The sequence below is a fragment of the Pelagicoccus mobilis genome, from assembly GCF_016595505.1.
GTDB classification, from domain to species: domain Bacteria; phylum Verrucomicrobiota; class Verrucomicrobiia; order Opitutales; family Opitutaceae; genus Pelagicoccus; species Pelagicoccus mobilis.
Window position 1 is genome coordinate 174625 of the sequence record NZ_JAENIL010000005.1, and the last position, 25736, is coordinate 200360.

A 25736-nucleotide genomic window follows, 5' to 3' on the forward strand; every position below is an offset into this window, starting at 1 on the left:
CACCCTACCGCCCTCTGCCGCCAAAGGTCAAGAGCGAAGCTCACAGTCGACTCAACCACAAAGCTCGTATTCCAATCACGAATACTGTTCGAGGATTTCCCGGAAGCTCTCGATGCTGATGGGCTTCACCAAACAATCGGAACACCCCGCCGCAAGCGCCTTGTCCAATTCGCTCTGCATGGCGTGTGCCGTGTGAGCGATGACCGGTATGTCTGGCTTTATTCGCTTAATCGCTCGAGTAGCGTCCAAGCCATCCATGATCGGCATGCTTAGATCCATAACAATCAAGCCAATGTCATTGTACTGCTCGACCATCTCAACCGCCTCTTTGCCGTTCACCGCTCGGATCGACTCAATTTTCTCAAAACGGAGAAACTCCTCGATCACCAAATAGTTCGTGTCGTCATCTTCGGCGATGAGCACCTTGATCTTCGCCGCTTCCTCTTTTCGGGAAAGCCTGCCTTCGTAACCGTAATTTGCATTAGCCGCCACCGGTAGCGGATACTTGTCGGCATGGTCCTTCACTGTGAATTTGAAAACCGAACCGTGCGGATGATTATCCTCCACCCAGATACGCCCTCCCAACAACTTCACCAATCCTTCGCAGATCGACAAGCCCAAGCCCACGCCATCATTGCTCCGCCCCACGCTATCCGAGCCTTGGCGGAAACGCTGGAAAACACGCTTCTTCATCTCTGGCAAAATTCCGCTCCCTGTATCCGCGACAAAAAACTCGATCATCCCATCCGGCTGCTTCTGGTAACCAACATGAATAGTCCCTTGCAGGGTGAACTTGATCGCATTCGAAACCAAGTTGTAGACGATCTGCTTCAGACGCGTCTGGTCACACACCACGTAGTCCGCTTCACGCACATTGTTTTCAACCACCAAATCGATCAGGCCATCCGCCTGCGAACGTATCCGATCAAAAAATACAGAATAAGTCTCAGCCATCAAGAGCCCCAAATCGCAAGGCACCGGCTCTATCCTCAATTGCCCCGACTCGATTTGAGCCAGATCGATAATATCCCCCAAAATGTGCAGCAGATGATTTCCGTTGGACAAGATCACGTCCACGAATCGAGCATTCTCCTCCTCCGTCAACGCATCTCCTTTCAAAAGTTGAGCAAAACCCATCACCGCGTTTAACGGTGTGCGAATCTCGTGCGACATGTTGGCAAGAAACGCCGACTTCAACCGGTCGCTCTCCACCGCCTGCTCCTTCGCTTTCTGAAGCTCCTTCTCCCTTTGTCGCTGCTTCGTCACGTTCCGACTGTAGACGGCGACACCATTTATATAACCAGCCTCCCGTATCGGCTTCAATGATACATCAAAATAAAGCCGATCCCCCCGCACAAGAAAAGCATCTTCCACCCTCAAGGATTCTCCCGCCAAAGTACGATCAAATCGAGGCTTCCAAATTTTGACCAACTCATCGGACAAGTTTTCGATCACATCATCCCCAAGATGCAGCGACACCCCATAGGCCGCCCTCATGTCCGCCAAAAAACGACGATTAACCATTACCAAACGGAACTGCCGATCGATCGAAAACACCATATCATCGGTACTTTCCAAAATAGCCTCCAAATACGCCGAGCCTCTATCTAACTGCGCCTCCACGTGCTTACGCTCCGTCACATCGGTCAAGGCTCCCGCGATCTGGACACCGCGAGTCTCCCCTTCTACCAAGCACATCGTCACCTCGACCCAAACCAAGCTGTGATCGCGTTTCACGAAGCGACAGTCGATAGGACTTTTCCGATGCCCGCTGATGACGCCCTCAACCGCCTTATCGAAGACCTCCTTATCTTCTCTAAAAACAGACTCCTTAAACGCTTTGATCGAAAGACTATCGGAAGGATCTTCGAATCCCAAGATGTGCAATACATCCTCCGTACAATGGAATTCCCCAGAATCAACATCCCACAGCCAAGCCCCAACTCCCGCGGCGGACAAGGCCGGGTGACACTGGTTAGGCGTTATCAAGTCAGCCCTCGCCGAAGCGCTCTGCAAGCCAGGTCTCGCTTCTAAAACAAGAAATGTGGCCACCCCCACGACCATCGGCACGATGGCAAGAACAAGCCCGCTCTCCGGAAGAAAATGCGAAACGATCAACGCCGCTATTAACCCAACCGCAAGGGAAATGACAAAATGGAACAAGCGACTCTTACTCAAATCCATCATACTTCTGGACTCAAATTCAATCGAGCAACCGCTTCGTTGACATCCTTCTTCCAAATAAAGATCCGATCGTAAGCAGGCACTCGGTAGTAGTCCTGCGGCGAATACACCCCTCTTGTCGACATGTCGCAACAATAACGGTCAATCCAACGCAACCGCTCCGCCTTGCTAAGCTTCTTACCTTGCATCAGCTCCTTTGTCACCGTGTGAAGCTTCACGCACATACGAAATTCATAACCGGTCAGGGTGAGCGGATCGCTCCAAGCCCCCAGTCCATCCTCCACCGCCTTTCGCCCTTCTTCCTGAAAGAGGCAGAGATCAGAGTGCTTGGGCAGGCTCGGAAAGATAATGAAACTCGCCGCCCATCCCGAAGCGACCATCAGCAAATTGAAGGAGGCCGATTCCAGAGGCGTCATCTCATCCCGCTCCGCTCTCGTGTAGTTCGGAGCCATATAGGCAAGCAAACGTCCATATCTATCAAACGGCTCGTTTCCCGACTTCAGGTAGACGCGACGCTTTCGCCCACTCGGCTTGGTCAGCTTCTCCTCGACCAATCGCTCAAAATGCTCATGCGCCGCCTCTCCTTGCTCCCCGTGCAATGTTCCAGCCCGCCCCGTCTCCAACTTCGGCTGCAGGTGAGCCGCAAGCCCATCGTCGATTGGAGCAGCACCTTCCTGTATCCAACTCGCCAACTCAGCCAACTTCTCGTCCGACCGCGCAGGCTTCGACCGCCCCGGGTAATGCGTCTCTGGCGTGTCCACACTCAGCATCCGAATCGAAAGCGAAACGTAGGGCGTATCTCCGTCGGTGGATCGGAGATAGGAATTAGAGCCGAGCGAATCGAGCTCCAAACCAGCAGGGTCCCAGAAGATGGCAGGTTTAGGCATGGGGCGATGAGGAATTTGAGAAACGGAGCATGGATTTTTTGAGCGTGCAATGGCGCTTTCTCAAAATCCGTGTTTTTTCCTAGGAATTTACAACTACCGTGCCCTAAAAACCCGGGATTTCACGCACTTTTGGCGTTGAAAGGAATTCGGGCCAAACCTTCGCTCGCGAATGAAGTCAGCAAGCGAATTGCGACCGAAATCGACCTCGAAAAATAACTCCAAAACCTATGAGCGAAAACTCAAAAAGCACAACGATCATCGGCAACGCGCTCCCCAATCTTCCATGGGAAGATCGGCCCGAAGGCTCAATCGAGCCCATGTGGCGATTCAGCCAAAACCCAATCATCGGATGGAATCCCATGCCGAGCGGAGCCCGCGCCTACAACAGCGCCGTCGTGCCCTACGGAGACGGATTCGTTGGCGTTTTTCGAGTCGACAGCAAGTCCGGCCGCGCCGGCCTGCACTTCGGCACCAGCCCGGACGCCATCAATTGGCAGCTTGAAAACGACCTAATCGAATGGGTCGACGAAGCCGGAAACCCGAATCCCAACTCCTACGCCTACGACCCACGGGTCGTGAAGATCGAAGACACCTTCTACATCACTTGGTGCGACGACCTCAAGGGAGCCTCCATCGGCATGGGTTACACCAAGGACTTCAAGACCTTCGTCAAAACCGAAAACCCGCTCATGCCTTTCAATCGCAACGGCGTGCTCTTCCCTCGCAAAATCAACGGCGAGTACGTATTGCTCAGCCGCCCAAGCGACAGCGCCCACACGCCATTCGGCGACATCTTCCTCAGCCACTCGAAAGACATGACCTATTGGGGCAAACACCGCCACGTCATGTCATCAGGTGGATCCGGCTGGTGGCAAGGCACCAAGATCGGCGCCGGACCGATCCCGATCGAAACCAAGGAAGGCTGGCTACTCTTCTACCACGGCGTATCCGGCACCTGCAACGGCTTCGTCTACAGCATCGGAGCCGCTCTTCTCGACCTGGAAGATCCATCCAAGGTCCTCTACCGCACTCGCGGCTACTTGCTGACTCCAGAGAAGGAATACGAGACCACTGGTTTCGTTCCTAACGTCGCCTTCCCATGCGCTACCATGTACGACGCGCCGACTGGACGCATCGCCATCTACTACGGAGCCGCCGACACCTACTCAGCGGTTGCCTTCACTCAAGTCGACGACTTGATCGAATACATCAAGAACGACTCAGAAGTGTAAGCAAATCCTCACGACAGCGGCGAAGCAGCCTCTACTCTTCGCCATTCGTCTTCAAAACCTCGATACGCCGCAAGGAGATCGAGGTTTCTTTGTACAATTCCGGCACACTTCCATCCCAAGATTCGTTCAGGAAATTCCGGGCAACCTTCCCACCAGTCCCCTCCGGATTTATGCGAAAACCGACAAACTCCCGATCCAGCACCTCGTCTCGCTCCACTTCCCGCAAGCTGTAGTTCTTCTCAAAACCAAACGTGAAATCCTCCAGCAGAATCTCCAGTTCGCCCCATTGATTTAAATCCGTCTCCGGATCGAAGCTAACAAAGTAAAAAGCGTTCAACGACTCCGAACTCTGGTCATTGTATCCAGCTTCCACAAACGTGAAGCCAAGACAAGCGACCCCCTCGTCCAACGCGTCGATTTGATCCTGCGACAAATGAGCTCCATAATGCTCACGCAGCTGAGCTGGATCCGGAATAACCGATCCCTCCGAATGCACTTTCAGTGTCACGTGAACCGAATGCAAATCCCCCACCCGAATCGGACTCTCCACAAACAAAGGCTCTAACCCATTTGCGTGCTGACGCCCCCAGTCACTCAGCTTACGCACCAAAGTCGTACGAAAAACCTGAGCCCCACCAAGCTCAGCATCCCTCTCCATCGATCGCTCGTCCACGGCATAATGTTCCACCTCGCTCGCAATCAACGGAAAAGCATCCGGATCGCTCACGATGTGACTCCAGCCCTTCACCGGCCCCTCTTCGGAGTCGTAGATCGTCTGCGTCTCCAAGGCATCATGCGTCCCGCCGCACCCGGCCAAGACAACCAGCCAGCACAAATTCGCCTTACTAAAACGAGAGAGAAGCAGGGAACACAGATCAAGCATTCCGCAACACTGAGCCATCAGACAGCGAAAGCGCAAGCTCACCTGATCATCCGACGACTCCCCCAAATGAGCGTCACAGCTGAAACACGTAACCAACGAGCGGATACGTGCCATTCTCAGGCAAATTATTCGACCGGTAAGATCCGCCCCTCTTCGTCGTAGAAAATCTCTTTCACTTTCACGTTTCGGAGGTGGTTCACTCCTTTTGACAACTCGCAATCGTGATGGAAGAGGTACCACTTCCCCTTAAACTCCACGATCGAGTGATGCGTCGTCCACCCCAAGACCGGCTCGAGAATTCGACCGCCGTAGGTGAAAGGTCCATACGGCGAATCTCCAACCGCGTAGCAAAGGTAATGCGTATCTCCCGTTGAATACGAAAAATAGTACCGCCCCTTGTACTTGTGCAGCCAAGCCGCCTCAAAAAACCGGCGGTCATGATCACTCGCCTTCAGCAACTCCCCGTTTTCATCGCGTATCTCGATGCTACGCGGCTCCTCCGAAAACTCCTTCATATCCTCGCTCATGCGAGCGACCAGCGGCAGCAAGGCCGGAGCGTCGCCCGTAGGCTCCTCCCCCTGCGGGTCAAACCTCTCCCCTTGCCAATTCTGCAACTGCCCTCCCCAGATGCCCCCGAAGTACATAAAAGCCTCTCCGTCCTCGTCCACGAACACAGCCGGGTCGATGCTATAGCTTCCCTTGATCGGCTCCGGCTCGGGAGTGAAAGGTCCCTCCGGACGGTCGCCTACCGCTACACCGATCCTGAAGATACCCTCCGCATCCCGGGCCGGAAAATACAAATAGTACTTCCCGTTCTTCGTCGCCGCGTCCGGAGCCCAGAGCTGCTTGTCCACCCACGGAATATCTTCCATCCTCAACGCCGGACCATGATCCACCACCTCGCCACCAATCTCATCCAAAGAGAAAACATGATAATCCACCATGTCGTACTGGTCCCCGTTGTCGTTGGTCGGCTGATCCGTTTCACGGTCGTGTGAAGGGTAGATGTAAAGCTTACCCTCGAACACGTGAGCCGAAGGATCCGCCGTATAAGTGTGAGAAATGAGAGGTTTGTCCGACATGAGCTTCTTCAAATTAACAGGTTTCAATCAAGCGACTCAGCCCAAGTCGCCACTGCCGCAACCTCGATCAGGACCGGCCCAGAGACAAATCGATTAGAGCGCTTCCCCTCTCGTTTTCGGTCTAGCTATAGCTCAATTTCCTGCATCACGCACGAGGCGAACCCCTAGAGACGCCCCGACCTCAAAAAGACATTGCCACCGAGGGCGATTGTGTAAGCATTCGCCGCAATATCCGTATGTTACCCTCACCCTCAACCCCGAGCCTATCAGCGAGCCTGCGACTCTTTTGCCTAGTCGGAATCCTGGCAATCCTTCGTCTCGCCTCCGCTCAGCCCGCTAGCGACGATCTTTCGCCGGGCCCTTCGCCGCTCTCGCTCGAGGAACTCGCCAACAAGCCTGCCATCGTTTCCTCCCGACTCGAATCCCAGGTTTTCAACGCCCCCACCGGCTCCTTCGTCTTCGACGAAGACGACATTTCCAACCTCCCCGTCGACTCCATCCCCGAAATGCTGCGCTACGCCCCCGGCGTGCACATCATCCGGCCCAACAACGGGATCTGGGGACTCGGCATCCGCGGCATCAACTCCCGCTTCTTCAATCGCGCCCTCTTCACCGTCGACGAGCAAAACGTCTACGGCTCCATCTTCGCCGGCCTCTTCGGAAACCAGCACGACCTCCTCATGGAGGACGTGTCCTCAGTAGAAGTCGCCTACGGTCCGGGAGGCGGCACTTGGGACAACAACGCCGTAAACGGCATGGTAAACGTCCGCATGAAAACCGCCTTCGAAACCGAAGGCTCCCTTCTGCGGGTCAATCTCGGCACCGAAAACTACGGCGTCGCAGGCCGCATCGGCTGGGCTGTCAACGATACCACCTCCGCCCGCGTCTACGCCAAGGCGAACCACCGCGACTCCAGCTTCACCCGCTTCCCCTACGAAAACGATTGGGACACCGCCCGAGCCGGCTTTCGGATAGACCATCGCCCCACCTCCCACGACCTCGTCAGCATCTCCGGAGAGGCCTTCTACTCAGACCTCGGCTACGCCTACGATCTAGCAAACTTCGACACCGGAGACCTCAGCTTCGTCGCCACCTCCGAAAAGCTAGCCGGAGGAAACTCCCAGTTCAAATGGACCCGCAACCGCTCAAACGATAGCTCCTACTCCGTGCGAAGCTGGGTCGGCTACTCCGACCTCGACGCCGCCTATGCCGCCTTCAGCACCTGGAACGGCGGAATCGAAGCCCGCGGGAGCCAGCGGTTCTCAGACTTCCACAGCCTCAGCGCCAACATAGGTTTCGCCTATCACGAGGAACACACCTCCTCGACCGCCGCGTCAGATTTCACCGATCGCCAACTCGACAACCCATCCTATTACGCCGGGTTCCAAGACGAGTGGGAAATTAAACCCGAGAAAATCAAATTCTCCTGGGGCCTCGATTTCCGCCACGACGAACGGGCCAACGACTCCACCTACTCGCCCAACGCCCGCTTCATCTACGAAATCGACGACCGCAGCCGCTTCTGGCTCTCCTATTCGCAAGCCAACCGCACCCCGCCCGTTTCCCTCAGCGTCATCGAAAGCCTCCGCAGCGGAAAAGCCCTCGACGCCCCCATCACCATCCCCACGCCAGGCGGTCCACTCACCATCGAGCATAGCCTCGCAAACGCCGTCTCCCGCGAACAACTCGATGCCGAAGAGCTCGACTCCTACGAATTCGGCTACCGCGTGCTCTTTCCAGAAAACAAAGGCAGCTTCACCCTCAACGCCTTCTCTTATAAATACGACAAGCTGATCGGACGCGTCGGAGTCGACCAGTCCCTCTCTCTTTTCACCCCCACTCCCTACGTCGACATCGAGGTCGCCTACGACAACCTTCTAGAAGGCGACGCCCGCGGCTTCGAAGCCAGCCTCGACTGGCAATTCTCCCCGTGGCAACGAGCCCGCCTCAACTACTCTCGCATGACCGACGACTTCGAGTCGCTCATCATCCCCGAGAACGACTTCCAAGCGGGCTTCATCGCCTTCTCCCTCGACGAATTCGATAACAGCACGCCCAAACATCTGGCCACGCTAAACCTGATCACCCAGCTCCACGAAGATTGGAATCTGGATACAGGGTTTCGCTACTCCAGCGACTATGACTTCGCAAAAGGCTACCAGCAGGATATCTTCCAGCTTGATGCCCGACTTTCTTGGCAAAAATCAGAGTCCCTCAGACTCTCGCTTGTAGGACGCAACCTCCTTGACCCGACCACTCAGGAAGCTCGGCTCAAGGACTATTTCGGCCATTGGACCGAAATGAAGCGTGAAGCGTATTTGGAGATCACAGCGCAATTCTAAGCGCGTCCCCAAGCATGCGACCCGTAATTCACAAGCTTGCCATCCTCGTCATCATCGCTCTCGGAGCGATAGGACTCCCCTCCAAGCTGCAGGCCCAAACCCTGCAGATCGACTCCTTCACCGCAGATTGGATCGAAGGTTTCGCAGACTTCACCCGTTGGCCAAACGAATCCCAAAGCCACAACATAACCATCGCTCTGATCGACGCGCCTGAAGTCGCGAACTACCTGAAACGGCGAGCCGCCGAGCGCACCAGCAAGCCAAAGCTCAGGATTGTCAACCTATCCGCGAACGACTCCTTCGAGTACGTTGACATCCTCTTTGTTGGAGCAGGAAACCGAGCCAACTGGAAAACCATCTTCGAAAAATGCCAGGGAGAAGGCATCCTTAGCATCGGATCCCAAGAAGGCTTCTGCCAAAGCGGCGGCTGCGTAGAGCTCGTGGTAAGGAAAAACCGACTACGCTTCTTGATAAACACCGACAACGCGAACCAAAGCGACGTCACCCTAAGCTCCAAACTCCTCGAACTCGCAGTCCATCCCTAAGCGATGAAACTCTGGACCAAGCTCAAAGCCCTCGTGTGCGACTGGCAGATTTCATCAAAAATCGTCGCCATCTGCGCCGTCACCAGCTTCGTCACCATATCCGCGATCAGTACCATCTCCGTCTATCGCAATTGGTTAGAGTTCAAGGAAAGCAAACTCGCCTCGCTCAGCACCATCGCCGACATCATGGCTAGCAACAGCCAGGCCGCCCTCCGTTTCAACGATCAGCACACCGCCAACGAACACCTCCGCTCGCTAAGCTACGAACCAGACGTCCTCCAAGCCGCCCTCCTTGACGAAACAGGCTCCCTCTTCGCACGCTTCAATCCAGACGAATCCGCCACTCCGCCCAGTATCTATCCGTCAGATGGCATCGAGTGGCAGCCACGCTCGGTCGTATTCACAAAATCGGTCTACCTCGCCAACCAAAAACTCGGCACCCTAATCATCGAAGTCGATACACGCCCCTTCAGAGAATCCGTCTACCAAAGCATCGCCGCCGCCATCGCCCTCCTCGTAGGAGCGATGGCTCTCTCCATCTTCCTCGCGTCAAGAATGCAGCGGCTCATCGCCACCCCCATCAAAGATCTTGATATCATCGCCGCGGAAGTACGCAACTCGGAGGAATACACCGCTCGAGCGATCAAAAAATACAACGACGAAGTCGGTTCGCTGGTCGACAGCTTCAATGCGATGCTCGATAAGATCAGCGAACGCGATAGCTCTCTCCGTGAGATAAACGCCAATCTCGAAAACATAGTCGAGCAACGCACCAAGGACCTGCGTATCCAAAACTACGCCCTCCAAGAAGCCATGGAAGCAGCAAACGCAGCTTCCGTCGCCAAAAGCGAATTCCTCGCCACCACCAGCCATGAGCTTCGCACCCCATTGAATCCGATTATCGGATACGTGGAAAAAATCCAACGAGAAGCCCCCAATGGCCCCCACGCCCAAGAGCTCGGGCTCATTCGCCAATCCGCCGAGCAACTGCTCCGCCTAATCGAAGACATTTTGGACTTCAGCCGCATCGAGAACGGCACCCTCCGACTCACCCCAGAACCCGTCGAGATTGAGACTCTCGGTTCCGACATAGTCACCCTGCTCAAACCGCAAGCCACCGCCAAAGGACTGTCCCTGAGCTATCAGTTCGAGAACAAGATCAAGGCCTACAAAACGACCCCACTCGTCAGCATCGACGAAGGGCGGCTTCGCCAGGTGATGCTCAACCTCGCCAACAACGCGATCAAGTTCACCCACCAAGGCACCGTCTCCCTATCCGCCACCCTCCACAGCTTCGGCGACCAAACCGGGAAACTACGCATCCAGGTCGACGACACAGGCATCGGCATAGCCCAAGCCGATCAAGAAAAGCTCTTCAAACCCTTTTCCCAAATCGACGCGTCATGGACTCGCGAATACGGAGGCATGGGGCTCGGACTCGCCATCAGCCAACGCATCGTCGAAACCATGGGCGGAGAGATCTACTGCCAAAGCGAAGCCGGCAAAGGCAGCCAATTCACCGTCACCATTCCCGTACCGCTCGAAACTCGAGAACAGGACGCCGAAGAATCAGGCGAAGAAAACTCTTTCGCCCTAGCCTCAGCTGCGAAAGTCCTCCTCGTCGAAGACGAAGCCGTCAATCGAGAGCTAATGGACGCCCTTCTCTGCAGTCTCGGGCACGACGTCGAAATAGCAGTCAACGGGGCCGAAGCCGTACGAATGGCAGCCACCCAGCGGTACGACTTCATCCTGCTCGACATCAGCATGCCCAAAATGGACGGATTCGAAGCCTGCCGACAAATTCGGGCATTGGGCAACGGCAACGCCAGCACACCTGTCGTCGCCATGACAGCCCACGTGACCCCTGAAGACAAAGATCGCTGCTACGAGGCAGGCATGAGCGACTACCTCTCCAAGCCCGTATCCTTCTCCAAACTCAAAAAGGCGCTTTCGAACTGGCTAGAAAAACGCCCCGCCTAAACGGCTCCAAAAAAGGCAAATACCAGCCCCAAGCATTTGAAAAACGGGGCGGTAGGACGAACTCGGAAAAGAGAGCGCCAAGATCTGTGGATCACCGGACTAGCTTCATCGCATCAGGCACCCAAGAATAGGGATCGCCGACGAGAAGCGTTCTATCGGGCAAATCCAACTTTCTAGCATCCCAGTGGGTACAATCTTCGCGATGCCGTTGGCCCGCAGCGGTCAAGAAAGCCCTAGAAACGGTCAACTTAGTCAAAAAGTACAAACATCTTGTCAGTGAGTGCATTTTGCTCCGAAGCACTTTAAGATATATTAAGACAGTTTTATCGTTAATCTCATCCCGAAATGACTTGGGCTACGACAACAGCCCATGAGCTCAATATGGAAAACTACACAAGCTTCCTAAACAACATCAGTGGAAACGTACTTCTCGGCTGCGACGGATTTGTCGACGAGGTCTACCAAATCGTGGATGTCAGACAAAGCCTGACCGAGTTCACGCCGATGGACAACCTGAAGGAATTCGGCGAATTGATCACCAAGCGAGCAGATGGCGGAGTCGGCCTCGAAATCGTCCCTAAGCGCAGATGCTCAGGAGGCTTCACTCCCAACACTGGACGAGTCGCCGCTTTCCTCGGTCTTAAGCCTACCCTAACCGGACTCTACGGCGAGAAATCGATCGATCCAGCATTCGAAGAGTTCACCGAAAACTGCGATCTCATTTCCCTTGGCGACCCAGCCCTTACGCTTGTATTCGAATTTTCTGACGGAAAGATTCTCATGAGCGCCTTAAAGTCAGTAGCGAACCTGACATGGAACGACTTCACCGCTTTCTTCGGTCAAGAAAAGCTCGAGGAACTTTTCGCCAACACGGACATTCTTGGGCTTGGCTATTGGTCCCTCACTCCGGACTTCGACAACTTCCTTGAGGGCTTCATTTCCCAATACGAAGACCGAACGCCTCCCAAGCGCATGTTCTTCGATTTCGCCGACATCAAGAAAAAGTCCAATGAGTCCTTCATGGAAAGTTTGGCTTTAATCAAGAAGTTCAACGACAGAATCCCCATGACGATGAGCCTCAACGAACACGAGGGAGCGGAACTGTTCTCTCGATTCGACATGGAGTGGAACGAACAACCAGATCAGGTTGCCTCTGGATTAACCGCCCTCCGTGAAAAAATCGGCATCGACGAACTCGTGGTCCACACTCCACATTTCGCCGCAGCCTCAAACGCTTCTCAAGGCGAAGACTTCGCTCTACAGGAGCTACAAACGAATGTAATCCGTACCGCTGGCGCTGGCGATACATTCAATGGCGGCTACCTCTGCGCCTCGCTTGGGGAACTCTCCATCAAGGAACGTCTCGCAATCGCAAACGCAGCCACAGCTTTCTTCGTCACGCATGCGACCGCTCCCACACGCGATGAGCTGCTCGAGCAAATAGAGAAAGCTACAGACAAATAGTCCTTCCTATAAGATCTTGAATACGTCACTCACAGCAAATATGACTTACCAACGCTCTCTCCTAAGCCCTGATTCTCAAGAACCTATGCCGACTCTACGCATAGACAGTCAGACTCTAGCGGTCGGAGGGAAACACAACTGGTCAATACAGACCCGCACATTGCACGGCGGAACACAGGAAGGCGTAGACGTAGTAGAGATTAACAACGGGAAACTGTGCTTCGCCGTCTTACCGACACGTGGCATGGGCATCTGGAAGGGAAACTGCGGGGATGTACGGCTCGGCTGGGACTCTCCAGTTAAGCAACCCGTACACCCTTCCTACGTGAACTCGTTGGAAAATGGAGGCATCGGCTGGTTGCGAGGCTTCAACGAATGGATCGTGCGTTGCGGACTCAGCAGCATGGGCGCCCCCGGGACGGACACCATCGTGGACAATAACGGCAACGCTCTCGAAGCCTTTCTCCCACTACACGGCAACATCGCCAACTTGCCAGCGCATACGGTCTCAATCGAGATCACGGATCGAGAATTGATACTCCGCGGCGAGGTAGATGAAACCATGCTCTTCGGTCCCGCTTTGCGGCTTCACACGGAGATTCGCACTGAATTCGGAACCGGGAAGCTCACGATTCTGGATACGGTCACGAACCTTGGCGACAACCCGACTGAGCATGAACTGCTTTACCACGTGAATTACGGAAGCCCGGTGCTAGAGCAAGGAGCACGCTTCCAGGCGCCCTTCAAACAAATGGCGCCGCGCGATCCCCGAGCAGCGGAAGGGGTGGACAGCTACGATCAATACGATGCCCCACTCCCAGGATTCGTAGAACAAGCCTATTTCTTCGAGCTCGCGGGCAAGCGAGGCAGCCGTGAGAGCCTAGCGATGCTGAAAAATGCAACGGGCGACCAGGCATCGCTTCTACGATTCTCCCTGAAAGACTTTCCCTGTTTCACTCTCTGGAAGAATACTGCAGGCAGTAAGGACGGGTATGTCACGGGACTAGAGCCAGGAACAAGTTTCCCCAACACGCGTCGCTTCGAACGAACAAAGGGTCGCGTCATCACCCTTGCCGGCGGGGAATCTCGATCAACCAAACTCGTCATCGAAAATTTGGATACAAAAAAGGCGGTCAAGTCCGCTGAAGCCGAAATCCGTGCCGTACAGAAATTGTCTAAAGCCAAGGTCCACCCCGAAGCAATCAGTCGTTTTTCAGATATATAGAGCTCTTTCAAAAAGCTCTGGGCAGGTGCCCTCCAATACGTAAGCGCCGGATTGCCAGCGCACGGGAACGCTCTTGCCCGCATTTCTGAACGTGCTTGAAGCACAAACACAAAGTGCATTCGTGAGTCGCAACCAGAGCCGACAACACGAATGCACTCTCGTTTCATTGAGCAGACTCAAAATGGGTGGCGCTTCGTCCTCAATATCAAGCACCCACGGGAAAGCACAGGCACAGCGAGTGTATAATTGACAGTCAATGAATACGTTTATGGACGCCGGCAGGACTCTTCCGGTACAAAGTTTCCATCTAGGCTCACACTCCCCCGATGAGCTCCCCAAAAGATCAAGAAACTTTATGTTAAAGCGAATCCTCATCCCCGTCCTTCTCATGACATTGCAATCGTCCACGCTCTGGAGCAGTGCCGCAAACCGTAGTGCCACTCCACCCCAGGAAAATGTTTACCAGAGCGATCTGATCGCCTTTCCGGGGCCATGGGCATTCGCCTTCGGAAAACAAGGCATCATCCTGGTTACGGACGAACAGTTAATGCAATTGGCAAGCAATCCGGACACCAAGGTCAACACCTCGGTAAAGACCGATGAAAGGATGCGCTCGCTACGCGATATATGCGAAGCAGCAGTCGCCAACAAGCAACCGACCATCCGCATCGCCTTCGACTATTTCTGGGCGCAATACCGCGAGGACGCAAAAGGAACCGTTCGTAAGCTGTTTCCTGATACACCCGAATACATCGAGCTAATCGGAAAGATAAGCGCATTCGCCTCGAACTATGGGCTTGGCTTCGAGCTGAGCCTATTGAGTCCCTTGGAAATCGGTCGTGGCTATTGTCGTGAGACCGGCGAATCAGGACGTTGGATGCACTATCGAGAAGGTTTGAGGGATCCCCGTACAGGAGCGTACAGTGTACAGCTGTGGCGACAGAAAACATGGGCAAACAACAAAGGCATCATCCCCCTCACCCCCGACGGGATCCGCGTATTCGCCTTTCGCGAAACAGCCATTCCAGGATCCCCCTACTCGGAAGTTTCGCCCAAAGATATCGTCGAAATCAGCGATAGCGTAGAGGTCGAACGATTCGCAGGAATAAAACGAGGGGCAGAAGCTGCCAGCGATGGCGAAGCCGACCCGACTGCCCTCCCTGGATACACCGCGGAACGGATACGCGTTTTCGGCAAAGGAAAAACCGATATCGGCCCCCTCGATCGCGTCTTCGTCGTTCAGCAATATCGAACCGAAGAAATGGACTATTTCAGCGACAATGCAGCTCCCTACCTCCATGGACTGATAGACAAGTACGCCGATGCCGGCATCCGAATCAATGCCTTGTATTCAGATGAAACACACATCCAAGGCGACTGGACCTACAACGAACACCATGACAACGGAGAGTTCTCCGTACGCTACGTAAGTCCCGGATTTGAAGCGAAGTTCGCCGAACTATATGGTCAGCACTATTCGGATTTCGCAAAATGGCTGCTCTACTTTTCACGCGGGCAACGCGACAGCGAGAACGATCTATCGGCTAAACGAGGCAGCATGCGCGTTACGGACGCTACCCCTACGGGCATTCAGCAAACCGCCTTGCTTCGGGCCCGCTACTACGAACTTCTGCAGGAGCATGTGGTCGACCTATTCGTCGACGCCAAGGAATACCTTGAAGAAAAGATGGGCCACCAAGTTCACTCCAAAGCCCATGCCACCTGGGCGGAAAGCCCAACAATTGACCAGTGGGATTCAGGTCAGCTCAATCCCTATGCTCAGAAATACGAATACACTTCAAATTTCATCAGTTCCAACACCGTCCATCAAGCGGCCTCCGCTTGCTACGACTACTTCAAGTGGGGTGACTTTCTTCACGGCACCGGCAACGACACAGCAGAAGTCGGCTGGCTCGATCGCAATTACTGGGGTTTCGCCCTCGCGAGTTCGTTGGGACCGTTAAATCGCATCCGCAACGCCTATGCGGCTCACTGGGGCATGCCCAAGGAAATCAACGAACGCCGTCGCCACCTCATAGACGCATGGGGAACCCACGCATGGAGAGCCCAGGCCAGCCTCCCCTACACCTTAGTCCAGGATTTCGATCATCGCCTTGTCGATATTCTCACCCTCTACCCTATCGACCTTGTCGCAGTCGACGAACGCTTCGGGAGCTGGATGACCCAGTACGCCTATACCAACTACATCACCGCAAACAAGTTGGCCGAACTCGGCAAGGTGGTCGACGGAAAGCTTGTGGTTGGCGATCGAAGCTACTCCACCTTGATGGCTTCATTTGAGCCCTTCCCCTCCGAGAGACTCTTGACCTTGATGGAATCCATGATCGACCAAAGCGGACAAGTCATTTGGAGCGGTCCACCTCCGATCCTCGATAATTCAGGAAGCCGCATTCTAGACCGGTGGCAGTCACTCTTCGGTGTCGAATATCTTCCAACACAAGATAACGGATACATCGCGGCAGGTCGTCAGATCTCATTCGAAGGAACCTTAAGACACATCGGGCCGCAAACTGTATTAACAGACCTACTACCGGACCGGATCTATCCCGTATCCACAAACAACAGCGAAATCATCGCTCGCACAGGGCGTCATACAGTAGGAACACGCCTGCAACATAATAAAGGAGGTACAGCAGTTTATCTGGGATTCAGACCGAGAGACGACCAATCCATGAGCCTGGGCTACGATGAACGCCATCTGTTCGACATTCTCGCCGGCCTCGATTGTTACCCCGCGTCCTCACCGAATGCTCTTGCGAACGACAATACCGAATACCTTTCTCGCACTTCCGAATACTTCACCGCCCGTTTCCCAAATGGAGCAATTTCCGTGGCCCCTCACCTGCGCCACGTCGAAGAAAATTGGCCGGGAGGCTACCACCGAGATCCCGAAGTTGATGCGAAGATACTCTCCCAAATCGAGCTTCCCGACGATCGTCTCTCTCTAGAGCAGTTCCATGTAAATGGTCATTACATAGATTATGAGGGCAGCGGAGCTCTCAGCTTCCGAATTGGCGACACTGGCAAGCTCATCTCCTTCGCTGGTAAAGATTGCAGCCGGATTCGTATCGACGGCCAAGAGCACATTCTCGCCAAGCAAGACCACACGCTCATCGCATGGGCTCCGGTTAGCGATGAGCGCAAAGTCGAAGCCGGGGCTCAATGGGTAGTCGTCGCGGGCGGAAAAGGCGAAATCCAGATTCCTCTCGGGATCGAAAAACCGGTTACAGTATGGAGGCAGGGAAACACTCCCGGCAGTCGAGGTGACAAAGTGGCGTCCAAGACCCGCAACGGAACCCTTTCGTTCAAGCCAACCTCAGAGGTCGCTATCTATTACGTGGTGCCCAATTGATACGTTCACAACCAAATACAGCACATTGCATCAGTTGTAGCGCCTAAAAGGTAGCGGCCGTTGTCCCAACGGCCATTGAGTCTAGGTGTGACCGTTGGGGACAACGGTCGCTACCAGTTTACTCAAACGTTTTTGCCAGTGGTATCAATTATCCACGATGATGCAGCCGCTCCTCGGGTGCACGAATCGGCAAAGGAAAAAAGTTCCACCAACCGACCACTAGCGCCCTTGCTTGCGCAGCGTGTATCCATCTACCCAGTGACCGTCGATCAGTACCGTCTTCGGGATTTCGGGCTCCCCCTTAACTCCGTCGCGCATTCGCTCCAAAACCAGATCTACCGCCGCCGAAGCAATCATCCTAGGATGAACATTCACGCATGAGATATTCCAAGCAGGATCGTGCTCCTCCAAAGCAATGTAGCCAACATCCTCCGGTACACGGATCCCGTTTTTCCTGAGGTGAGATAGCGAAGGAGGTTCGTGACCGATAATCACATCCGGCTGATAGCGTTCATACCAGTCGAGCAGTCCCAGCATTTCCTCCTCTTCTCCCACGAAAACCGGAATACGATTCTTCTTCATGAACATCCGTTGCTCATAGAGAAAGGCGGACTCCCAAGTGTGATTGCCTCGCGCCGAAGTCGCACGCTTCACCGCCAAGCCCGGGCGTTTGTATCCAAATTCCTTGGCCTTCTCCATGGCGATGCACATACAATTATGGATATCCACATCCGCCGCATCGATCTTCAGGGTTTTGATGAACTTGCAGATCGAAGCTACACTGAACTCCGAAATATCGAAATCGAAATCCGGTTGCTCACTTCCGTATTCGAAAAGCAGAACAACCCCCTCCACCCCGCGCGCCTTCAGGATATCGCTCAAACGCTTATTGCTCATTCCCTCTTCCGCCAACCAAAAGGAATTCAAGCCCACTCCCAATTCCTCAATTCTCCTTTCGAACCCACGATAGAAGCGATTGAGCAAATCATTCCCCTTCCAAGGCGGGGCCGCTTTAACCTCCTTCGCGCTCACGATCGCGATTTGTGTCATTGCCCTTCGGGTATCGTCTTTAGCGATGCCCGCCATCACCTGAGCCACCTTCGGGTCGACCTTATAGTCGCACTCGGCTGCGGTCTTGAGGATTTTCTCCCTCATCTCATCCGATACCCCTGGCTTGCCGTTCAAAGCCCAAGAAACCGTAGTCCGCGACACGCCACACACTTCAGCAATCGTTCGAACCGTCGGTCTTTGCACTTTCTTCTTCACTACCTCAAAAAGAAATCAAATCCGTCACACCGCAAGTCAAAGACACGCCCGCTTAATTGGAGCGCATCGAACTCAGACCGCACTCGAATCCAGTTTCGCCCTCGTTTCTCTCGCCATCGCTTCCGTCAGCGAACAACGGGATGCCAAATATATGGATACGAACAGACACACTGTGGGAATAAGGGCATAAGCCAGCCGCATCCGGAAAACAGTATCCGCTGACTGCAATTGGTCCAGCTCTGGGTTCACCCCAGTAAGATCGACAATCAAACCACTCAAGAGCAAGGCTACTGCCAATCCCAGTTTGCTGATCCAAGCTAAGGTTGCTCCAAAGATTCCCTCGCGCCGCTTGCCGTTCTTCAATTCATCTAAATCACAAATGTCTGCCACTAACGAGTTGGAGTTGATCCACACGCAGTTCAAACCCGCGGCAAAGAACACCGGCAACAGCAATTGCATCTGGGGCGCGCCCGGTGAAAAGAGGAAAAAGCTCAGCACGCAACCGCAAGCCACCAACCCTAGGCCCCCCACCATCACACTGCGTTTCCCGAATCGCCTCGTGGCATAGCCAATCAAAGGAACCGAGCCAAGTCCGACCAAAGCATAGACGATGCCCACCTTGCCCCCCATCGCTCCAGAGAGCGCCTTCGCTTCCGCAATCGGCAATTCCCCAAAGACATAATAGATGTTGATGTATAGCTGAAGAGCTTGAGTAGAAATGAATCCCAAGAAGATCCCAAAAATGGCCGCTCCTACGCTGAGTAAATTCTTGTCCCGAGTGACTACTTTCATCGCATCCACAAATCCAGTACGCTCCTGACGAACCAAGCGATCCTTGCGTTCTTTAGTGAACAGGGCTGGAATCGTCGCGAAGACGAACATCAACACACCGAAGAACGCCCCAACGCAAACAACTCCGTTGAGCTCAACCTTCTCAAGCGAGGCCCGTTCCGGAAAAACACTGAAGTAGAGTGAAAAGAAGGACTCCACCAAGGGCTGGAAAAGGATCAGGATCTTGTGGTAGACCCAATTTCCAAAAAAATCGACACTATCCCATACCGAACCTTCAGCCCCTCGGACGAGAATCTCCTCGATCTTAGCAATGCTATCTCCAATCGCCGGCGTGAAGTCGAAGCAGAACTTATAGGCGTAGGGATACAGAAAGGTCGCCATCATCGCGATAAATATCCGATAGCCCTGAACCGAGGAACGGTCCGCGTAATCGTCCGAAAGCTCCAGCCCAAGACCATTCCAAGGAATCGCGAAAATCGTATAGGCCGTATAAAACAGCAAGAGCATCACCAGGAAGAACACCAACTTAGTCGATTCTCCCCAATCGGTAGACGGTGCCCACATAAGGAAAAAGAAAAGTCCAGCCAAAGCGCCTCCAATCGGCAAATACGGACGCCTGCGCCCCCAACGCGTACGCGTATTGTCCGAGATATTTCCCATCATCGGATCCGTAAACATATCCCAAATACGAGGAACAAACATGATCAACCCCAGCAAGCTCGCGCTGAGACCATAGCCCAGACTGTAGATCGCCAAAAAGAGCACCCCCACCGTGTTATTCATCAAGGCATCAGCAACCGCCCCGCTCCCCCAAGCGATCTTTGAGCGGGTCGCCGCCTTATGTGAGCTCCTCGCACTTTCCATACTCTTTTCTTTTATGGCATTCATCTATGAAATTTCGCCGAGTTCAAGCGTAGGCCCGAGTTTCTCACGACACGGGCTCCTTCGCAAAAAGTTCTCGCTAGAGAGGGTTCAAACTTCAGATCGAAGACAACTTATCGGCTTCATGATCTACGAGCTCCGATGAACTCGAGGGCTCCTTCCAAACAAGCGCCTTCACCGAGAAGGTAATGAGATAGCTCCCAGCCTCCAATTCAAACTCGCAAAAACGGCCCTCACTGGATCCTAAAGCTTCCCCTTCCTTCTCATCCAAGAAGCGACCATCTATAAGTAGTCCTTTTCGATACTCACAGGGTAGCCGAACCAGCGCGCGAGTATTGGCCGGCAAGACAACATGCCACTTGCACTCATCTCCCTTCAACTTCCACGAACTTTCGACCCGTCCATAGAGGGTATCGTGCTGAGCGTTTACCGTATCGAGATTCTGAAGCCGAGTCACCTCCGGCTGCAATAAGACTTTCCGGTAGCCGGGAGACAGCGGGCGGATCCCGGCCATGTTTCCAAACATCCACTCGCAAACCGCTCCAAACGCATAGTGAGAATACGAATTCATCTCTGGAGAGAAAAATCCAGTCTTGTGACTATAGCTATTCCAACGCTCCCAAACAGAGGTCGCGCCATTCACCACAGAATAGCCCCAACTCGGGAAGTCGACGTTACATAAAAGCTTATAAGCGACATCGGATCGTCCAATCGCCGAAAGAGCCGGCATCAAAAAACGCGTCCCGATAAATCCAGTCGCCATACGGCCTTCAGCCTCGTCAACCAGACGCATCAAATTGCTTCCCAATCGAGCGTTCATCGCTTCAGGTAGCACCTCCATCACGATCGCCATCGCATAGAGCGTCTGCGTGTCCCCTTCAATCACGCCCCCGTCATCCACAAATCTGGATACAAACGCAGTTTGAAACTGCTCGAACTTCTCGGAATAAAAGGCGTAATCAGATTCTTTGCCTAAGATCTCAGATATGCTCGCCATCAGCTTTAACGCGTATCCGAAATACAAATTCGCTATTTGATGCTTCGGCGTTTCCTTCCCCAAACACAGCCAATCTCCCCAGCCACCACTAGGAGTTACATTTCGAAACGCCCCCTTTTGGTACACCATGGACTCTCCTACCGACTGAAGGTGGAAGGTCATGAACTTCTTAAAACTATCGTAATGCGTTTCTAGTATGCAGGTATCTCCATAATTGAGATACATGAAGTAAGGACAAATAATCCCAGCTTCCATCCAAGCGGGCGAGTACTTGTATCGCGGCCTGTTAAACGGACGTGGGGCGAAATTAGTATAGGCTCCGTTCTCCCACTGAGCGTCTACAACATCACGCATCCATTTTTTGAAGAAACCCGCCACATTCGTATTGTAAGTCGCGGCATTCACATAGATTTGGGCATCGCCTAGCCAGCCCAGTCGTTCGTCACGTTGCGGACAATCCGTTGGCACATCGATGTAGTTAGCTCTCTGAGTCCAAACGATATTCTGGTACAGCTGATCAATGAGAGGGCTACTTGTTTTGAAGGATCCTACGGCCTCCAAATCCGATCCTATTACCAGACCAGTCAACAACTCGAGATCAGGCTTCTCCTTCAAACCCGACACTTCGGCATATCGGAATCCTTGATACGAGAAACGCGAATTCCAAATCTCTCCCTCCGGATTTCCACTACACGTATAGACGCAAGTCGCTCTCGCCTTGCGTAGGTTTTCCGTCATCAAACTCCCGTCCTCGTGAAGCATCTCGCCATGACGTACCGTAATTTTCTGACCACTACGGCCAATAACGGACAATCGAACTACTCCAGCAAAATTCTGCCCGAAGTCGAAAATCCATTTTCCGTCTGGGTCTTGATGCACATTCACCGCAGGCAACTCCTGAGTCACTCGCATTGGCTCGTGCGGTGTAGCCTGCAATGTTCCCGGCTTACAACGAACAAGCTGGCTCTGTACCCAATTGCTGTCGTCATACTCAGCATACTTCCAGTTTCCTAAACCCATTCTAGCATCGTAGACCTCCCCCATGAGAATGTCCGATTGCCTGACGGGACCAGAAGTCGCCTTCCACGAGGAGTCACTAGAAATCGATTCAGTAGAACCATCTTCATACTCGATTTCGAGTTGGCACAACAAAGCGGCTCCTTTGCCGTAAAAATCCTTCACCTTAGGTTGCTGCACCAACACCGCATACCCGATGTATCCAGAGTACCAACCATAGGACAAAATAGCTCCTAAAGCGTTACCACCTTTGAGCAGGAGATCGGTAACGTCATAGCAATTATAATACAGACGTTTCTTGTAATCCGTCCAACCTGGAGCTAGGACGCGATCTCCGATACGCTGCCCATTCAACCAAAGCTCATGCAAGCCTAGTGAGGTCGCATACACGCGAGCAGCCTTTACCTTCTTTTCCACCTCGAATCCCTTTCTCAAATAGGGCGATGGCGGCAGCTCGTATTCCGGGTCGTTGTTCTCCGCACTGAGATCCAGACCGATCCAATCAGCATTCCAATCGTCCTCTTCCAGCAGGCCCATCCCCCAGGAGGCAATCTCGCTCCACTCGGATTCCTTATCCCTATCATCCCATAGCTTAACCCGCCAATAGCATTGCATTTTTGAATACAACGGTTGGCCACTATAAGTGATCTGCTGACTCTCGTCCGAGACGGTTTTCCTCGTATCCCATAAGTCTGCGACACCTTCTTGCAACTTGCTCCTTGTCGTGGAAACCTGTATTTGGAAGGCCGTCTGACGAGCACCCTTTCGTTTGCTCACCGATCTCCAGCCGAGCCTTGGACTTCGTTCGTCAATCGCCGAGGGATTAAGCAGATACTCGCACCGTAGATTCTCAGTGCTGAGCCGATTCAGATCATCAAATTCGCGAATCATATTTCTAGGAATCAAAACGCCCTTTCAGTTTTTCCTTCAACTCCTCGAGCGGCACATAGGCCCCATAGGGCAACTCGCCATTAGGATCAAAGTTCGGATTTGGTTTAGGCAAATATGCTTCGTGGCAATTCTCTTCCAACCAATCGGTCAGTTGTACCAGCATCTCATAAGCTAGCTGAGGCCTAGAGGGAACGAGATCGTTCTGTTCGAGCATGTCCTGCGAAATATCATACAACTCAACCTTCCCATGATAGTCGTAATGCAACTTGTAGTCCCCCTTCCTCAGGATAGCCCAACTTGCAAACTGGTGAAACCCTGAGTAGCCCAGCTTGCCATAGAACTGATAGAACTCATCGCGACTGTATCCCTTCTCCGAGTTCTCTGGGTCTTCAAAAAGAGATAGGAACGATTCGCCATCCGTCGTTTCATCAGACTTGAAATCCTCATAATCGACTCCAGCCATCTCCATCAAGGTAGGATACATATCGGTCACCTCCGCAACGACATTGGAAATGGTTCCAGCCTTCGTTTTGCCCGGCCAGCGAACAATCATCGGCACGCGAATCCCGCCTTCGTACAACATTGATTTTCCACCACGCAGAGGGTCGTTACGGGTAAAGACAGGATGCCCTCCGTTGTCGGACATGAAAATCACCGCCGTATCCTCGGCTAACTCCAGCTCATCGAGCTTATCGAGAATACTCCCGATGCTTCGATCCATCCCTTTCACCAACCCCGCATATTCCGCGTCTTTATGCCCGATCAAGTCTGCTTCATTATTCTTTCTCTCAAAGTACTCACGATCATCCGCTCGCGACTGAACAGGGCCATGGCAAGCAGGATGCGACAAGAAGAGAAAGAAAGGCTCCGCGTTCTTCATGCCCGCCCTCTTGCTCAAAAAGCGATTTACCCGCACCGCCACATCATCGCTTAGATAATCAGGCTGCGGATCTATGGGATCGCCTAAATTGTCCCATTCCGGTGTCTTGCCCGCTCCCACTCGGAACGGGTGATAGTATGTCGACCCTCCTCCATCAAAGTAAGCAAGCGTCTCGTCGAAGCCGCTATCCTCCGGACGAAAACCTTCATGGTTGTGACTTCCCAAGTGCCACTTTCCAATAAAAGCCGTGTGATAGCCCTCCAACCCTTGAGGGATCGTTTTCACATCGTGCAGCGCCGTCGAGGAGACAGGAATGTTCACAGCTCGGTCCGCAGGAGCATTCACCGACTTTCGGTCGAGGAAATGAAGCCCTTCCGGAGTCGATTCGCCAAGATTCTCAAAGGTTGTATTCACAACTGCATACGCGTCCCACATACCCATGCGGTTGCTCATTTTCCCCGTCATCAAACTGGCCCGCGTCGGAGCGCACACCGAGTAGGCATAGAATTGGGTAAACATCATCCCTTCGCGAGCCAGTTGGTCGATGCGAGGGGTCTCATAGTAGAGTTTTTCCGTCTCCACATTGTTGAGACGCGAGGCAAAAGCCCCCACATCAGCATACCCCACGTCATCTACCAATATGAGCAAAATGTTAGGCGAGTCCCCCTTGGAGCTTCTACCATGCGTCATCGCTGCAGCGACCGCTAGCAAAGCGATGATCGTCTTTCGAAATAATAATCTTCTTATTTTCACAATATCTATAAAATTCACTAGGATTTAGTTGGCGGCGTTAGCGGCAGGTCCAACCACGCCAAACCGATGTGCCGTTTCATATGGCTAACGCTATTTCCCTCGGGAGCATCGTAGAAGAGAGCCAACCGGTCCCCTGCTCGCACGACCGAAGGCAAACCGATGCATCGACTCGAAAAACTGCAATTGCTGCCATCGAGCACCACCGCCTTATTCTCCGGATCCCACTCATTCAAATCCGTTGTCCAATACACCCATATCGCATCCGTATACTCCTCTTCTTCGATGCCGATGTGATTGGTAAATAAAAACCAAGTGCCATTGCTCTCCTCGAAGTAAAGGGTCGAATTTTCGATCTGCTCCTCGATCGGCACCATCGGCTGAGGATCGACAGTCCACGCCCGATCTAGGTCATTTGTCCGAGCAACGCCCAAGGTCCGTTGCACGCAGGCCTTGCCAGGAACTTCAGTGGTCGCGCTGAAAAACTGGATATACCCTTCATCTGTTTTGATGACCTGTCCTGGGCTAGCTGTAATTGAATAATAAGTACCAGCCTTCGGTCGAAACGGAACAACCTCCTTCTGTTTCATCCATGGGCCTCTCGGCCCCTTCCCTTTCGCCTTCATCGTATTGTAGGGGAAGGAAGGAACGAGATCCGGCGCCGGGCTTACATTGGGTGTTCCTAAATAAAATAAATGCCAATCCTCTCCATCCCTATAGGTCACACCATAAGAAGCCGACTTCGAGTCATCCTCTCCTGCATCGCCGAAATCGAGTATAGGTCCTTTTTTTTCCCAAGTTAGCATGTCCTCACTCACCGCAAGCGAGCAAAGCCAACCTTCCGGCCCAGCCGCATCATAGTGCATGTAATAGGTGTCGTCTTCCTCATAGACCCAAACGTCGCGGGCACCCAAGTAGTCGCAGCGATCCGGTCCATCGCCAAAGCGAAGCACGATCCCATGATCAGTTGCATCCATCCGCAAGCTCGTGCTCGGACGGCCATCCCTGTATAATTTACTTTTCAAAATATATAGATTTTTTCCCCTGCCCCATAATCAAAAAGG

At 53.3% G+C, this 25736-nt stretch carries 16 protein-coding genes; 7 read left to right on the forward strand and 9 right to left on the reverse strand.

Going from position 1 to position 25736, the window contains the following annotated elements; genetic code table 11:
• Nucleotides 1–75 precede the first annotated feature (75 nt).
• Both JIN87_RS03925 and JIN87_RS03930 read right to left on the reverse strand, forming a co-directional pair.
• Nucleotides 76–2187 (reverse strand): PAS domain-containing hybrid sensor histidine kinase/response regulator, encoded by a 2112-nt coding sequence (locus tag JIN87_RS03925; protein WP_200354218.1) that lies wholly within the window; start codon nucleotides 2185–2187, stop codon nucleotides 76–78.
• A complete protein-coding gene (locus JIN87_RS03930) occupies nucleotides 2184–3071 on the reverse strand; it encodes a thermonuclease family protein (protein WP_200354219.1) in 888 nt (295 codons plus the stop codon). The genes JIN87_RS03925 and JIN87_RS03930 overlap by 4 nt, the downstream gene beginning before the upstream one ends.
• Before the next feature lie 227 nt (nucleotides 3072–3298).
• On the opposite strand from JIN87_RS03930, the gene JIN87_RS03935 reads away from it, so the two are divergent.
• Nucleotides 3299–4303, forward strand: a complete 1005-nt coding sequence (locus JIN87_RS03935; protein WP_200354220.1) for a glycoside hydrolase family 130 protein — start codon at nucleotides 3299–3301, stop codon at nucleotides 4301–4303.
• A gap of 31 nt (nucleotides 4304–4334) precedes the next feature.
• Here JIN87_RS03935 and JIN87_RS03940 read toward each other — a convergent pair whose 3' ends face one another.
• Both JIN87_RS03940 and JIN87_RS03945 read right to left on the reverse strand, forming a co-directional pair.
• A complete protein-coding gene (locus JIN87_RS03940) occupies nucleotides 4335–5186 on the reverse strand; it encodes a hypothetical protein (protein WP_200354221.1) in 852 nt (283 codons plus the stop codon).
• Nucleotides 5187–5311: 125 nt separating this feature from the next.
• Nucleotides 5312–6268 carry a glycoside hydrolase family 43 protein gene (locus tag JIN87_RS03945; RefSeq protein ID WP_200354222.1) on the reverse strand — a complete coding sequence of 319 codons (957 nt, stop codon included), beginning with the start codon at nucleotides 6266–6268 and terminating at the stop codon, nucleotides 5312–5314.
• 236 nt (nucleotides 6269–6504) lie between these two features.
• Here JIN87_RS03945 and JIN87_RS03950 point away from each other — a divergent pair, with 236 nt between their 5' ends.
• From JIN87_RS03950 to JIN87_RS03975, 6 genes are all read left to right on the forward strand, one after another.
• Nucleotides 6505–8610 (forward strand): TonB-dependent receptor plug domain-containing protein, encoded by a 2106-nt coding sequence (locus JIN87_RS03950; protein WP_200354223.1) that lies wholly within the window; start codon nucleotides 6505–6507, stop codon nucleotides 8608–8610.
• Nucleotides 8611–8624: 14 nt separating this feature from the next.
• Nucleotides 8625–9155, forward strand: coding sequence for a YfiR family protein (locus tag JIN87_RS03955; protein WP_200354224.1), 531 nt, complete (start codon nucleotides 8625–8627; stop codon nucleotides 9153–9155).
• 3 nt (nucleotides 9156–9158) lie between these two features.
• Nucleotides 9159–11135: a response regulator gene (locus tag JIN87_RS03960; RefSeq protein ID WP_200354225.1), complete on the forward strand. Its 1977-nt coding sequence runs from the start codon at nucleotides 9159–9161 to the stop codon at nucleotides 11133–11135.
• 381 nt (nucleotides 11136–11516) lie between these two features.
• The gene (locus JIN87_RS03965) at nucleotides 11517–12599 is read left to right on the forward strand and encodes a carbohydrate kinase family protein (protein ID WP_200354226.1); all 1083 of its coding nucleotides are present in this window, start codon (nucleotides 11517–11519) and stop codon (nucleotides 12597–12599) included.
• 85 nt (nucleotides 12600–12684) lie between these two features.
• Complete coding sequence (locus tag JIN87_RS03970; protein WP_200354227.1) at nucleotides 12685–13824, forward strand: aldose 1-epimerase family protein; 1140 nt, start codon at nucleotides 12685–12687, stop codon at nucleotides 13822–13824.
• Between the two features lie 388 nt (nucleotides 13825–14212).
• The gene (locus tag JIN87_RS03975) at nucleotides 14213–17197 is read left to right on the forward strand and encodes a hypothetical protein (protein ID WP_200354228.1); all 2985 of its coding nucleotides are present in this window, start codon (nucleotides 14213–14215) and stop codon (nucleotides 17195–17197) included.
• A 219-nt stretch (nucleotides 17198–17416) separates the two neighbouring features.
• Here the strand turns inward: JIN87_RS03975 and JIN87_RS28715 are convergent, their stop codons facing one another.
• From JIN87_RS28715 to JIN87_RS04000, 5 genes are all read right to left on the reverse strand, one after another.
• Nucleotides 17417–18463: a LacI family DNA-binding transcriptional regulator gene (locus JIN87_RS28715; RefSeq protein ID WP_200354229.1), complete on the reverse strand. Its 1047-nt coding sequence runs from the start codon at nucleotides 18461–18463 to the stop codon at nucleotides 17417–17419.
• A 72-nt stretch (nucleotides 18464–18535) separates the two neighbouring features.
• The gene (locus JIN87_RS03985; protein ID WP_200354230.1) at nucleotides 18536–20143 is read right to left on the reverse strand and encodes an MFS transporter; all 1608 of its coding nucleotides are present in this window, start codon (nucleotides 20141–20143) and stop codon (nucleotides 18536–18538) included.
• A 91-nt stretch (nucleotides 20144–20234) separates the two neighbouring features.
• Nucleotides 20235–23042 carry an alpha-L-rhamnosidase gene (locus tag JIN87_RS03990; protein ID WP_200354231.1) on the reverse strand — a complete coding sequence of 936 codons (2808 nt, stop codon included), beginning with the start codon at nucleotides 23040–23042 and terminating at the stop codon, nucleotides 20235–20237.
• 4 nt (nucleotides 23043–23046) lie between these two features.
• Complete coding sequence (locus JIN87_RS03995; RefSeq protein ID WP_200354232.1) at nucleotides 23047–24675, reverse strand: sulfatase; 1629 nt, start codon at nucleotides 24673–24675, stop codon at nucleotides 23047–23049.
• 17 nt (nucleotides 24676–24692) lie between these two features.
• A complete protein-coding gene (locus JIN87_RS04000) occupies nucleotides 24693–25697 on the reverse strand; it encodes a glycoside hydrolase family protein (protein WP_200354233.1) in 1005 nt (334 codons plus the stop codon).
• Nucleotides 25698–25736 lie beyond the last annotated feature (39 nt).

What these genes read in the sequence shown, in the direction of transcription:
- JIN87_RS03985 (WP_200354230.1), bottom strand. Translation starts at nt 20,143, where the DNA reads ATGAATGCCATAAAAGAAAAGAGTATGGAAAGTGCGAGGAGCTCACAT.
- JIN87_RS03940 (WP_200354221.1), bottom strand. Translation starts at nt 5,186, where the DNA reads ATGCTTGATCTGTGTTCCCTGCTTCTCTCTCGTTTTAGTAAGGCGAAT.
- JIN87_RS03970 (WP_200354227.1), top strand. Translation starts at nt 12,685, where the DNA reads ATGCCGACTCTACGCATAGACAGTCAGACTCTAGCGGTCGGAGGGAAA.
- JIN87_RS03925 (WP_200354218.1), bottom strand. Translation starts at nt 2,187, where the DNA reads ATGATGGATTTGAGTAAGAGTCGCTTGTTCCATTTTGTCATTTCCCTT.
- JIN87_RS03990 (WP_200354231.1), bottom strand. Translation starts at nt 23,042, where the DNA reads ATGATTCGCGAATTTGATGATCTGAATCGGCTCAGCACTGAGAATCTA.
- JIN87_RS03930 (WP_200354219.1), bottom strand. Translation starts at nt 3,071, where the DNA reads ATGCCTAAACCTGCCATCTTCTGGGACCCTGCTGGTTTGGAGCTCGAT.
- JIN87_RS03965 (WP_200354226.1), top strand. Translation starts at nt 11,517, where the DNA reads ATGGAAAACTACACAAGCTTCCTAAACAACATCAGTGGAAACGTACTT.
- JIN87_RS03975 (WP_200354228.1), top strand. Translation starts at nt 14,213, where the DNA reads ATGACATTGCAATCGTCCACGCTCTGGAGCAGTGCCGCAAACCGTAGT.
- JIN87_RS03945 (WP_200354222.1), bottom strand. Translation starts at nt 6,268, where the DNA reads ATGTCGGACAAACCTCTCATTTCTCACACTTATACGGCGGATCCTTCG.
- JIN87_RS03955 (WP_200354224.1), top strand. Translation starts at nt 8,625, where the DNA reads ATGCGACCCGTAATTCACAAGCTTGCCATCCTCGTCATCATCGCTCTC.
- JIN87_RS03935 (WP_200354220.1), top strand. Translation starts at nt 3,299, where the DNA reads ATGAGCGAAAACTCAAAAAGCACAACGATCATCGGCAACGCGCTCCCC.
- JIN87_RS03960 (WP_200354225.1), top strand. Translation starts at nt 9,159, where the DNA reads ATGAAACTCTGGACCAAGCTCAAAGCCCTCGTGTGCGACTGGCAGATT.
- JIN87_RS03950 (WP_200354223.1), top strand. Translation starts at nt 6,505, where the DNA reads ATGTTACCCTCACCCTCAACCCCGAGCCTATCAGCGAGCCTGCGACTC.